This is a genomic window from Agrobacterium sp. 22-221-1 (assembly GCF_053522445.1).
Map to the genome: position 1 here is coordinate 44,990 of NZ_JBNWCL010000021.1, position 12,894 is coordinate 57,883.

The following is a 12,894-nucleotide window of genomic DNA, read 5'->3' on the forward strand; positions in this document are numbered from 1 at the left end:
CTGCCAATCCAGTCTTGGGGACTGCGACATGTACGAGGAGGCCGCCCGATCAGTTTCACCGGCGCATCGATTTTTTGAAATTTTGTCCGGCGCCTGAAACTATTTTGCGGGTCCGCTCGTATTTGCCATCACGAAACCCGACCTCAAACCATTCAAAATGGCGAGCGAATTAGTGATGTTTTCTGTAGTCCTGACGCTTGCCATTCTCATGTCGCTTCTGATGGCGGGCGCTTGGGTGTTGCAGAGAGCAACCGGTTCAAGCGGCTGGATCGACACGGTCTGGGCTGCGAGTGTCGGGCTTGGCGGAATTTTTGCGGTTGTTTTCACCGACGGAGACGGCTGGCGGCGCGTTGCTACACTTTTCCTGGTCGTTGTCTGGTCCCTGCGGCTTGCCGGCCATATCGGCATGCGCACGCAAGGAGGCGGGGAAGATCCCCGTTATGCAAAGCTTATGGAGCAATGGGGGAGCGCTGCCGCCCTGCGGCTGTTCATCTTCCTGCAGATACAGGCAATCGCCGCTTTCGTGCTTGTTCTTGCGGTCTATCTTGCGGCAAGCAACACCCATGTGTTTCCGCGTATGGTTGACGTTATCGCCATGGTGGTTGCCCTTGGCGCGCTGGCAGGCGAAGCGCTCTCCGACGCCCAGCTCTGGAAATTCAGAAAGACCGCAGCGGCAAAAAACAGTGTCTGCGAAACCGGGCTGTGGCGTTATTCCCGCCATCCCAACTATTTTTTCGAATGGCTTTTCTGGTGCGGTTTTCCGCTGCTGGCCATTCAGGGGCAGGCCTTGTCATGGGTATCGCTCGCCGCACCGGCGATGATGTACTGGCTGCTTGTCCATGTCTCCGGCATTCCGCCGCTTGAAGACCATATGCTCCAATCGCGCGGGGAAAAATTCCGCGCCCTTCAACAACGCGTCAACGCCTTTTTTCCGGGGCCGCGCAAGAACGAGGACAGGCCATGAACATGCTCGCACTCGCCATCAACGCCGCCGAGCGCGCGCCGCTCAGCGACAGCGTGACGCTCGCCGGAATAGATATGCTCTGCGCACGGACGAAGCGGCGGCTTGCCGCCATTACAGCGGATGCGGAAGAGGCTTTCGCGGCGGATATGGTGAAGTTTCCCGTCGCCAGCCATACCGACGATGCAAACAAACAGCATTATGAAGTGCCAGCGGCATTTTTTGCGCTCATTCTGGGAGAGCAGCGCAAATATTCCTGCTGTTATTATGACGATGCCACGACCACGCTGGACGAAGCTGAAAATGTTGCTTTGGCCAAGACCTCAGCCCATGCCGGCCTTGAGGACGGCATGGATATTCTGGAACTCGGCTGCGGATGGGGTTCGTTATCCCTCTATATGGCCGGCCGTTTCCCAAATGCGCGCATTATGTCAGTCTCGAACTCCGTGTCGCAGCGCGAACATATAATCGGTCGTGCCCGAGAACGGGGGTTTTCAAACCTTTCTGTAGTGACGGCCGATATGAATGATTTCACGACGGGCGATCGATTCGACCGTGTCGTATCGGTGGAAATGTTCGAGCATATGTCGAATTGGCGCGTGTTGTTCGAGCGTGTTCACTCGTGGCTGAAGCCGGACGGCAGGTTTTTCATGCATGTGTTTAACCACCGCGACCGATCCTATCGTTTCGACCACAACAATCCTGCCGACTGGATCGCCCGGCACTTCTTCACCGGCGGCATCATGCCGGCCTTCGACCTTCCCCATCGCTTTAGTCAGCTTTTCGCCGTCGAGCGGGAATGGCGCTGGTCAGGGTCGCACTATCGTCGGACAGCGCTCGATTGGCTCGAAAATTTCGACGAAAAAATTGACCGTATCCGGCCCATTCTGCAGCAAACCTATGGTGCCGACGCCCGGCTATGGGAAAGGCGATGGCGATTGTTCTTCCTGGCGACCGCCGGGCTTTTCGGGCACGAGGGCGGTGACGTGTGGGGTGTGGGGCACTACTTTTTTAAGAGGGTTTAGTGTTAGCGCCACACAATCGGCGTCGGCACGTTCTAAAAACTGCGCTCGAAACGTTTGCCAAAACGAACGTTTGCATTCCCGGCAGTCGGAAAACCTACTGAGCGTGCTGCAGGCGGTCGTCGCCTTCGATGGCTAGAACGCGCTGTGCTCCCATGGCTGGGCCGGTTGCTCTTAGTTTCAATCTTGCGGCAAGCCGGCATCGCCACCGGCGCCGCATCCTGCGGCCACCAATCTCGGCCTGAAAACCATTCCCGTCGATCGACGCCGATATCGTAATGGGGAGATCCGGTTGCTGGTGGTTGCCACGGCCTGATAGTGGCCGCCAAGATCGGTATCAAGGGACACGACAGACTGATGCTGGCGCGAAAATGATGGAACGCAAATTGTGGGGAAGCCGCACCTCTTTGAATTTGCTGGATCTGGTTAACCTGGCGATGGCGAAGCGTTGGTGTCGGCCGGGATGGTGGCCAAGGGTTACGATGTGGTCTCAGGTGGTGAAGCGTCAGCGCTCGGTGTATCAACGAACGGGAGGCGGAGCGGGTTAAAATGGATGATCCTCATCTACGGGTTACTGACGAAGCCTATGTTAAACTTTTTAGAAAAAGTGCTGGCGGACATCATATGTCTAAATAGCTCTTTGACACTCCTTTGCGGAGGGGAAACCGGAATACTGAAGTGGCTCACCAGCCGGAAGGGGCATATTGAGCGCTATTTGGTTGACGCATCTCCATCTACGCTTCAAACGTGGTTTTGATAGCTGCAAGAGAGGCGTTGCGAGTGAAGATAGATCAGCGAACGACACGGGCGATGAACCGGCGTCTGATCCTTAATCTGGTCAGACGAGAGGGGCCGCTGAGCCGCGCTGAAATTGCTGTCGCCACCGGTTTGAGCCCGGCGGCCGTGACCTTTGTCACGACCGATCTGCTATCAGAGGGGTACCTGATCGAGGGTAATGCAACGGCTGGGGCGGCGGGTCGCCGCCCGGTCCCTCTGGAGATCAATTACGCCGGCCACCTCGCCATTGGAATAAAAATGAATGTCGGATCGCTGGAATGCGTTCTGACGGATCTTTCAACCGCGCCGCTTTCGTCTGTCACCGTCGATTTTGACGATCCGGCGCCGGCGACCGTGCTTGATGCCGCTGAACGCGCGGTGCGACGGCTGAAACAATCGACACCTGAAAAGGCGGGAGAAATCACCGGGATCGGTTTTTCCATGCCGGGTTCGATAGATGCTGAAAACGGCATATGCATCAAGAGCCACCGTTTCTTCTGGGAAAACGTGCCCTTTGCTAAAATGCTGCGAGAGCGGGTCAATGTTCCGGTCTGGATGGAGGACGACACGCGTGCCTTCGCGTTGGCCCAGCATCTTTTTGGGCTTGGCCGTCAACACAGGGTCTTTGCCGCGCTTGCCATCGGTGTCGGCATCGGCTGCGCGACGGTGGTGGAGGGCACCGTCCATCGCGGAGCCCATGGCCAGGCCGGCAAGCTGGGTCATGCCCGCCACAGGCTTCAAGGCCCGCTTTGCGAATGCGGACGCCACGGTTGCCTGCAGGCATTTTATTCGGAGAACGCGATTGTTGAGCGTTGGCGAAAGGAAAAAGGTCTGGATGCGGCGGATCGTTTTGCAATGACGGCGGCAGCATTCGCGGGTGACCCCATTGCGCGCGAAATCCTAAGGGAGGCCGGTGAGGCCATCGGCCAGCACCTTGGAACGATGATCGACATTGTCGATCCGGAGATCATTATCGTCGGCGGCGAGGCCGTCACCTTCGGGAATTTTCTGTTTGAGCCTATGCGCCGGGCGCTTGAGGTTTACTGTTTCACCACGCCGCCGCCGATCGTCCCGGATGAGCGTGACAATTTCTGGAGTTCCGGCGCCGCAGCACTGGCGACCCAGGGCATCTTCGATTTCGAGGTGCTGAACGGCTCGGCTCCCTAGATTGCCGCCGAGCAGAAACAAGAAAGCGGCGAGATCATCTCTCCGCCGCTTTCAAGCGGAGGTCATGGGGCCGATGCGACCTCAATTATACAGACTTGATCAAACGAGTTCGATAACGCGGCAACCATAAGGCTCCAGTGTTTCGCCTGCAGTCATTTGCCTGCCGGAGAGAAGATCTTTGCCTTGCGGAAGAGGGTCGATCTTTTGCTCCGTTTCGAGCGTATTGATGACGAAGAGCAGTTTGCGATCCGCTGCCTGCCGCATCGCCACTTCGATGCCGGCGGGCAGATCGGCCACCAGCGGCGCAACACCGGCATCCGCCAGAACTACCTCTTCAAGGATGGCAGCCAGCGCTTCCGTGAGATAGGTTGCGACGTAGACGACGCGACCCTTGCCAACCTTGCGGGATGTGATCGCCGCCCGCCCCTTGGTGAAGCGGTTTGCCCAGGTTCCGATCACCTCGACATCGTCGCCGGTTTCCACCAGTTCATAAAGATGTTCGGCCTCGATCAGGCGGCCGCCGATCTCGAGCGTGTATTTGCGGTCTGCGGAGGAGGACGGCGGCAGATCGGGACGCACATAGAGGCCAGCTTCCGGCGCGGAGCGCTGGAACAGACCCTCGCCGCCAGTAGCGGTGATGCGGCCGAATTCCTCGACCCGGACGCCGGTGAGCTTTGCCAACGCGCCGCCGGGCGCCTGCTCGCGGATGATGTGGTTGTTGACGTCACGGGTGCCCGTCATCGCGCCGACAATGACGGTGCCGCCGTTCGATGCGAAGGCTTCGAGCTTCTGCGTCCATTTCTGGTTCCACATCACCCAATGCGGTACATAGAGAACCTTGAGGTGGGTTAGGTCGTCCTCAGGATGAATGAAGCCGCAGGAAATGCCGCGTTTGTAGCAGTGTCGGTGCAACAAGGTTGCGTCCTCCAGTGGCGAGGGCAGGCCGATCGGATAGGTCTTGTGGGCTTCCTGATTGTCGAAATCGGCACCGGCGATGCCGACATCGATGCGAACGGAGGTGCCGAGCAGCCTGTCCTTGATTTTCCGGATGTCGGAAGCGAAATGGCGGGCTTCCTCATAGCGGCGGCGGGGCACATCGTCATGGTCGATGATGCCCATCCAGTAAATCTCGGCCCCGAAATGCGCCGGACGCCAACGGAAGAACATCAGGCCATCAGCACCTCGGGCAACGGACGAAAGCGCCATGCGCCGCATCTCGCCCGGTTCGGGCGCCATGGTGGTGAAGGAGGGCTGGCTGCCGAGGCCGGAGGCCTGCTCCGGAACGATGAAGTTGCCGGAATAGCTGCGGCAGACGTCCAGCTGCAGCGCCTGCGTCGCGGCATGGCCGCCGGTGCGGCGGAACTCGTCATAGAGCATCGGGTAGATGTCGAAACCGATGAAATCGAGGTCCTGGCCGAACTGGCCCCGGAAGTCGATGTCGGTGAGGTTGCCGAGATTATGGAAGATGAACCAGTCTGCATTGGTCGCGCGCAATATGTCGACCTGATCGCGCTGGAAGGCTGCGGTCGCCGCCGCCAGGAAGCGGTGATAGTCCTGCACATGGCCGGGGCTTAGATAGGACGGCGCCATCGGGAAGGGCAGCACGATCTGATCGAAATTATCATAGGCGGTGGCCCAGAAATGGCCGCCCCAGGCGAAGTTCAACGCGTCGATGGTTTCATATTTGTGCCGCAGGAAATTGCGGAAGGCGAGGGCGGCGGAATCCGAGAAGGATTCCGAAACCGTGGTATTGAGTTCATTGTCCGTCTGCCAGCCGATGACATAGGGATTGTCCCTATAGTGCTCGGCCATCGCCGTGGTGATGCGGCGGCTATGGTGCCGCAGGACCGGGCTGGTCGTATCGCCATGCTGGCGCGAGCCGTGGCTTGCGCGGCGGCCATTGCGGTCGACGCGCAGCACTTCCGGATAGTTCTGCGTCAGCCAGCGCGGCGGGGTCGCTGTCGGTGTGCAGAGAATGGTGTTGATGCCCGCCTTGCCCAAAAGGTCGATGGCGCGGTCGAAGAGGTCGAAGTCGAACTTGCCTTCGTATGGCTCCCAGATATGCCAGGCGAATTCACCCATGCGCACGGTGTTGAAGCCGATCGCCTTCATGCGATCGGCGTCGCGCTGCCAGTAGCTTTCGTCGACATGCTCGGGATAATGCGGCACGCCGAGCATAAAATCGTCAAGGTTAAGGGTGCGCCAGACCGACAGGGGCGCGGGTTTCGACCGTTTCATGCTATAAAAAACTCCGATTTTGATCAGGTTCGGGTGGCGGATTTCCGAGGCGTCAGGGTCTTTCCGTCAGGGCCGAACAAATAGGTGTCATTGAGGTCGAAACCGATGCGGACGGTTTCGCCGTTGGCGAAGGCAACGACATCGCCAAGCTGCACCGTGACATTGCGGGTGCCGGTATCCGACCCGGTGGTGACCACGGGGTCGGCATCGACGTGAAGGATGGTTTCGCGTCCAAGATGCTCGATAAGGCGGATGCGGGCATCGAAGGCGACCTCGGCGGAACCGTTCGCATCGATGTTCAGGCGCTCGGGACGCACGCCGATGGCAATATCCTCGCCGCCCCTGAGACCCAAGGCTTCATGGGCCTTCACCTGAAGATCTGGCAGTCCGGGAACCGTAACCGTCACACCGATCTCGCTCACTGAGGCAACCTTGCCTTCGAAGAAATTCATGCGTGGCGCACCGAGAAAACCGGCGACGAAACGATTGACCGGATTGGCGTAAAGTTCCAGCGGTGAGCCTACCTGTTCGATCGCGCCCCTGTTGAGCACGACGATACGGCTTGCCATGGTCATGGCTTCGACCTGATCGTGGGTCACGTAGATCATCGTCGAGCCAAGCTCGGCGTGAAGTGTGGACAGCTCCACGCGCATCTGGGTGCGGAGCGCCGCATCGAGATTGGAGAGCGGCTCGTCAAACAGGAAGACCTCGGGCGAACGGGTGATGGCGCGTCCGATCGCCACGCGCTGGCGCTGGCCGCCGGAAAGCTGTTTCGGTCTTTTGTCGAGCTGTTCGGTGATCCTGAGGATTTCGGCGGCGCGTTTCACGGCGGCATCGATTTCCGCCTTGGGGCGTTTCGCCATTTTCAGGCCGAAGCCCATGTTTTCGGCGACGGTCATATGCGGGTAGAGCGCATAGGATTGGAAGACCATGGCGATACCGCGCTCGCCGGGCTCTTCCTTTGTGACATCGCGATCATTGATGATGAGCTTGCCCGAGCTTATGGTCTCAAGGCCCGCGATGGTCTTGAGCAGGGTGGACTTGCCGCAACCGGACGGGCCGACCATCACGATGAACTCGCCCTTTTCGATGGTGAGGTTGATGTTCTTCAGCGCGTGGAAGCCGCTATAGTGCTTCTCGACATTGAGAAGTTCGACGCTTTTCATGCCGATCTTGTCCTTGTTGGTCGTCGTTTCGGAGGAGGGCAGGGGTTGGGCAGCGGAGGTCATCCCTTTACCGCCCCCATGGTCAGGCCTGAGACGAAGTGTTTCTGCATGAGGAAGAACATGACGACCGGCGGCACGGCGACGAAGATCGTGGCGGCCGATACGATGTTCCAGGCCGAGACCCATTCGCCCTTGAGATTGGAGAGACCTGCGGTGACGGGTTTAACGGCGTCGCTCTGGGTCAGCACCAACGCCCAGAAATAGTCGTTCCAGATGAAGGTGAAGGCCAGAATGGCAAGGGCGGCAAGGGCGGGACGCACCAGCGGGATGACGATGTGGATCAGCGTCTGCCAGGGCGATGCGCCTTCGGCTCTCGCCGCCTGGAACAGTTCGTCCGGCAGGGCGGCGATGAAGTTGCGCATGAAGAGCGTGGCAAAGCCCGTCTGGAACGCCACATGGAAAAGGATAAGCGCGAAGAAGGTGTCGTAAAGGCCGGCCGAGACCATCAGGTCGCGGATCGGGATCATCATGATCTGCTGCGGCAGGAAGTTGCCGCCGACGAAGATGGCGAAAATCACCATCGAGCCTCGGAAACGGTAACGCGACAGCACGAAGCCGGTGAGGGTCGACAGGATCAGCACCGCGATCACGGAGGGAATGGTGATGATCAGGCTGTTGGTGAAGTAGCGCAGCATTTTCGTCTGTTCGAAGACCGCGACATAATTCTCGGTCAGGCTGAATTTTGTCGGCCAGCCCCAGTAGTTGCCAGACATCACATCATCGAAGGACCGGAAGGAGGTCATGATGACGGCAAAGAGCGGCAGCAGCCAGAGGATGAGGATCGCCAGAACGCCGGCCATATAACCGAGACGGGCGAGTTTCTTGTTTTCGGGAATGGGGCGCGGATACATGGCTCAGCTCCTCTTCTCGGATTTGATCAGCCCGTGCAGATACCAGGCGATGAAGACGGACATGATGAGGAACAGGATGGTGGCGATCGCTGCGCCATAACCGAAGCGATAGGAGAAGAGCGACTGGTCGTACATTTGATAGGCGAGCACCGTGGAGGAGCCGAAAGGGCCGCCTGCCGTCATCACTGAGATCGCATCGAAGGAGCGCAACGCGCCGACGATGGTGATGGCGACGGCGATAAAGGCCACCTGGCTCAGCTGTGGCAGCACGATATGGCGAAGCATCGGCCATCCCTTGGCGCCATCGACTCGACCGGCGCCGATCAGTTCCTCATCGAGATTGTTGAGACCTGCGAGGAACAGGACCATGCAGAAAGCGATCTGAGGCCATAATGCTGCGCCGACCACGGCGAATGTCACCAGGTTCTCGTCCGAAAGAAGTGCGGGGGCTTCTGCGCCGAAGGCGTGATATATGATGGCAAGCAGGCCGAAGGTGGGATCGTAGAACCAGCCGAATATCACGCCCACGGTCACGGTGGCGAGGACAAGCGGCATGAAGAACAGCGACTTCATGAAGCGCATGCCGGCGATCTTCTGGTTGACGAGAAGCGCGATTGCAAGGCCCGCCGGCGGCGCCAGCAGGAACATCACCAGCCAGATGGTATTGTTTTTAAGCGATACGTAAAATTGCGGATCGTCGAACAGCTCCCGGTAGTTGCCGAAGCCGATCCAGGTTCTCGGTCCCATGCCGTCCCAGTCGAAGAACGAGATCCAGAAGGTCTCGAGCGACGAGGCGATGATGATGACGAGGAAGAGTAAGAGACCCGGTGCAAGCAGCAACGCGGGTGTCAGCCAGTTTCGTCGGCTGCGCCACCAGAGAGACATGGGCATATCCTGTTGGAAGTGAATGGCAGGCGAACTTATCCGCCTACCTTTGACCTTACTGGCGATCAGCCGTGAATACGCTGACGGGCACGTTCGATCTGCTGAAGAATATTGTCGCGCCGTTCGGGTTTGACCATGAATTCCTGGAAACCCTTCAGCCCGGCCTGGGCGAGATCGGGATCACTGTCGCGATCGTAATATTGCGCCGTGGCCTTGACCTTCTTCAATTCCGCGACCGCCATCTGCAGGATAGGATCATTGCCGATCGTGCAATCGCTGCGTGCCGGAACGTTGCCTTCCGGGGAAAGATAGGCGCTGAGATTTTCCGGCTTGTAGAAATAGGCCAGGAATTCGCGTGCCGCATCCTTGTTCTTCGATCCCGAAGGCAGGTGGATGGAGTCGACTGAGAAATCCTCATATTGCTCCATGCCCGCCTTAATGGTGGGGAAGGGCGCAAAGCGCACATGCTGCAGGTCTTCCGCCGGGAAGGCGTATTTGATGAAGTTACCGAGATCCATCATCGCGGCCTTTTTCTGTACCAGCGCGGCCGCTGCGGGATCCCAGGCATAGGAGGTGCCGTTCGGCGTGAAGAAGTCAGCCTTGATGAGCGCTTCCCAATTATCGAAGACCTCCTTGAGAGAGGCATCGGTGTATTTCACCTTCCCCGCCATCAGGTCCATGTGATGATCGAGACCGTTGATGCGCAGGTTCATGTGGTCGAACCAGCCGCCGCAGGGCCACTGATCCTTGGTGCCCATGCTCATCGGCACGATGCCCGCCTTCTTGGACTGTTCGGCAAGTGTGAAGAAGTCGTCGAAGGTTTTTGGAACCGTCAGCCCATGCTGGTCGAACGTGTCCTGGCGATAGAACAGTCCCCAGAGAATGCCGCCCGTGGGCAGGCCGTATTGCTTGCCGCCGACGGTGACCGAACCCAGCGTGCCGCCGAGAACATCGGCATAGTTTTCTTTCTGGACGAGATCGGAAATATCGTCGAACAGTCCCTTATCCACGAAGGAGCGCATGCGGCTGCCGGAAAACCAGAAGCAGATGTCGGGCGGGCTGGCGACGAGATAATTGCGGATCGCGGTCTTATGGGCCTCGTGGTCCATATTGTTGACGGTGACCGTCAAACCGGCCGCCTTGCCGAAGTCCGCGGCAATCTTTTCAAGCGCTGCACGCTGGTCAGCGTTTCCGCGATTGGAAATGATCGTCAACTGTCTGTTCTGCGCGATCACGGGCGAGGACAAAGTGGCCGAAGCGAGTGCGATGCCCGTGCCCTGCAGGAAGCGGCGCCGGGTGGGCCGCAGGATATGCGCGTCATTGATCATGTGTAAAGCTCCTCCGCCAGCTCCCTATTACTGACGGACAAACGAAAAACATGAAGGCGTGATCGAGTCAAGTGAATATTAATTTAATAAATAAATTAACGTGAAGCGTAGATGGATTGTCTAGTTTCGACTTTTTTATCGGCAGCGATTGTGGTGACGCGACCGGGGGGACATGGCTAGTGGATGGGCGATGCGGTCGAAATCGAAGCAATCATGCCGTGGAGGTGCTCGACGAACGGCTTCTGCTTGTCATGATCGACCGCCCCACCACTCCCAAATAACAGTTTCATCTGAAGCAGCTTGTCAAATCGGGCCGAAAATTCTCAAGGATTTTTCGGGCGCCAACGTAGTTTTACGACGCTTCATTGCGGAGAGTATTGAAGGCCTCGATCTGTGCCTTGATCGCCGTTTCCGTCGGCAGTCGCTCCATGGAACTTGCCCCATAAAACCCGTCGCATCTCTTGCATTGCGACAGCACATAGGCTGCGTCGTCCGGCATGGCGATAGGGCCTCCGTGGCACAATACGATCACATCCTGCCGCACGGAGCGTGCCGCATCCGACCATGTGTCGATGCGCTCCACGCACTGATCCAGGGTAAGCGCGGTTTCCGCCCCGATAGCTCCGCCGGTCGTCAGGCCGAGGTGGCAAACGACAATATCGGCGCCTGCTTCGGTCATGGCAATAGCGTCCTCCGCACTGAAGACATAGGGTGTCGTCAACATGTCTTTTGCATGCGCGCGCGCGATAATCTCGACCTCGAGATGGAACCCCATGCCGGTTTCTTCGAGATTGGCGCGAAACGTACCATCTATCAGGCCGACCGTCGGGAAGTTCTGGATGCCGGCAAACCCCATGGCCTTCAATTCGTCCAGAAACATGTCCGGCAGCATGAAAGGATCGGTTCCATTGACACCTGCCAGCACTGGCGTATGGCGCACGATGGGAAGGACTTCCCGGCCCATTTCCCGAACGATCTCATTGGCATTCCCATAAGCCAGCAGGCCGGCCAGCGATCCGCGACCAGCCATGCGGTAGCGGCCTGAATTGTAGATCACGATCAGGTCGATGCCTCCGGCCTCTTCGCTCTTGGCTGAAAGACCCGTACCGGCTCCCCCGCCGATGATATGTCTTCCCTCGGCGATCTTTCGGCGCAAGCGTTGCAGGATTTCGTTACGTGAATGATGTGTCATGGTGTCTCCTCAGGCGGTAATGTCGCGAAAATTGGCAGCGAGAGCGGCTGCGAATTCCGGGCTGTTGATATGGGCGTCGATCTCCAACAGTTTTCGGTTCGGTGCATCCTGCCATTGCGTCCGGATGGCCGAAAACAGGGCATCATCTGCTGCGGGGTCGTGGAACGTCTGTCCCGGCGCGTCGAGTGCCGATACGCCCTGCAACGGCAGAAGAAAACGCACCGGGCCCTCCATGCGGTTCAGCCTTTCGACGATAAAGCTGCCGATGCGTCTGTTTTCATCCGGCGTGGTGCGCATCAAAGTCACCTGGGCGTTGTGTATATGCAGCAGACGGTCACGGAAGGCGGGGGGCAGGGTCTCCATAGCGCCGAAATTGACCATGTCGACGGCGCCGACCGAGCCGACATAGGGGATTTTGGTGCGGATAACGGCGCCAAGACGGTCGTTCGTTGCCGGAAACACGCCGCCGATCAGAAGGTCCGGAATCTCTGTTGTCGTAACGTCGATGACGGCCTGTAACAGGCCCGAATCCGCAAGCTTTTCCATCGACTGGCCGCCGACACCCGTAGCATGGAAGACGAACAGCTCGTAGGCTTCGCCCAATAGCTCTCGAAGTTGCGTGACGCAGCCGGTGGTGACGCCGAACATCGTCATGCCGATACCCGGGCGATCATCTGCCGAAGGTGTCTGGGCATGTGCAGCCATTCCTGCTGCTGCTCGGGCGGCATTCCCTATGACCCTGCGAGATATGGCGTTAAGGCCGGCGATATCCACGATCGAATACATCATCGCGATGTCGTTTGGACCGATATACGGAGCGACATTGCCCGAGGCCACTGTCGATACCATTAGTTTTGGCAATCCCACGGGCAGGCCGCGCATGGCCTGGGTGACGAGAGCGGTGTTACCCGTGCCCCCGAGACCGAGTATGGCACCGATATCGTCTCGCTTATCAAGGAAAACAGACAATGCCTCAGCCATAGCGGATATGGCCTTGCCGCGGTCTGTTCGATCAAGCACGGCGCCGGCGCCGAGGGGATGGCAGGCCGCTACGTCCTTTGCGGCCACATCCGCACCAGAATGGACGCCTTGTGTCCCCACGTCGACCATGACGACGTCAGCACCGGCTCGCCGCGCCATGGTTCTGGCAAAATCCAGCTCGGCAAATTTTGTATCGCAGGTGCCGACAATATACACCTTTCCCATTGTTATTCCTCCCGTTTTTGACCATCCCCCTCCAGGATGGT

At 58.5% G+C, this 12,894-nt stretch carries 10 protein-coding genes and 1 pseudogene; 4 read left to right on the forward strand and 7 right to left on the reverse strand.

What is annotated here, in order from left to right:
- Positions 1–175 precede the first annotated feature (175 nt).
- From ACQZ5N_RS23005 to ACQZ5N_RS23020, 4 genes and pseudogenes are all read left to right on the forward strand, one after another.
- Positions 176–964 carry a DUF1295 domain-containing protein gene (locus tag ACQZ5N_RS23005; RefSeq protein WP_448734223.1) on the forward strand — a complete coding sequence of 263 codons (789 nt, stop codon included), beginning with the start codon at positions 176–178 and terminating at the stop codon, positions 962–964.
- Positions 961–1,986 (forward strand): SAM-dependent methyltransferase, encoded by a 1,026-nt coding sequence (locus tag ACQZ5N_RS23010; RefSeq protein ID WP_448734224.1) that lies wholly within the window; start codon positions 961–963, stop codon positions 1,984–1,986. The genes ACQZ5N_RS23005 and ACQZ5N_RS23010 overlap by 4 nt, the downstream gene beginning before the upstream one ends.
- Before the next feature lie 79 nt (positions 1,987–2,065).
- Positions 2,066–2,470 (forward strand): annotated as a pseudogene (locus tag ACQZ5N_RS23015) (DUF1612 domain-containing protein); the annotation flags it as partial.
- Positions 2,471–2,757: 287 nt separating this feature from the next.
- The gene (locus tag ACQZ5N_RS23020; protein ID WP_031234427.1) at positions 2,758–3,927 is read left to right on the forward strand and encodes an ROK family transcriptional regulator; all 1,170 of its coding nucleotides are present in this window, start codon (positions 2,758–2,760) and stop codon (positions 3,925–3,927) included.
- 99 nt (positions 3,928–4,026) lie between these two features.
- Here the strand turns inward: ACQZ5N_RS23020 and ACQZ5N_RS23025 are convergent, their stop codons facing one another.
- The 7 genes from ACQZ5N_RS23025 to ACQZ5N_RS23055 form a co-directional block, all read right to left on the reverse strand.
- The gene (locus tag ACQZ5N_RS23025) at positions 4,027–6,165 is read right to left on the reverse strand and encodes a beta-galactosidase (protein ID WP_448734225.1); all 2,139 of its coding nucleotides are present in this window, start codon (positions 6,163–6,165) and stop codon (positions 4,027–4,029) included.
- Between the two features lie 23 nt (positions 6,166–6,188).
- Positions 6,189–7,331: an ABC transporter ATP-binding protein gene (locus ACQZ5N_RS23030; RefSeq protein ID WP_448734251.1), complete on the reverse strand. Its 1,143-nt coding sequence runs from the start codon at positions 7,329–7,331 to the stop codon at positions 6,189–6,191.
- A 59-nt stretch (positions 7,332–7,390) separates the two neighbouring features.
- On the reverse strand, positions 7,391–8,242 hold the full coding sequence (locus ACQZ5N_RS23035; RefSeq protein WP_020812750.1) for a carbohydrate ABC transporter permease: 852 nt from the start codon (positions 8,240–8,242) through the stop codon (positions 7,391–7,393).
- A gap of 3 nt (positions 8,243–8,245) precedes the next feature.
- Positions 8,246–9,127, reverse strand: a complete 882-nt coding sequence (locus tag ACQZ5N_RS23040; protein WP_031234425.1) for a carbohydrate ABC transporter permease — start codon at positions 9,125–9,127, stop codon at positions 8,246–8,248.
- Between the two features lie 65 nt (positions 9,128–9,192).
- Complete coding sequence (locus ACQZ5N_RS23045; protein WP_448734226.1) at positions 9,193–10,455, reverse strand: ABC transporter substrate-binding protein; 1,263 nt, start codon at positions 10,453–10,455, stop codon at positions 9,193–9,195.
- Positions 10,456–10,807: 352 nt separating this feature from the next.
- Positions 10,808–11,647, reverse strand: coding sequence for a phosphoenolpyruvate hydrolase family protein (locus ACQZ5N_RS23050; protein WP_448734227.1), 840 nt, complete (start codon positions 11,645–11,647; stop codon positions 10,808–10,810).
- Positions 11,648–11,656: 9 nt separating this feature from the next.
- Positions 11,657–12,853 carry a Tm-1-like ATP-binding domain-containing protein gene (locus tag ACQZ5N_RS23055; protein WP_448734252.1) on the reverse strand — a complete coding sequence of 399 codons (1,197 nt, stop codon included), beginning with the start codon at positions 12,851–12,853 and terminating at the stop codon, positions 11,657–11,659.
- Between the last annotated feature and the right edge of the window lie 41 nt (positions 12,854–12,894).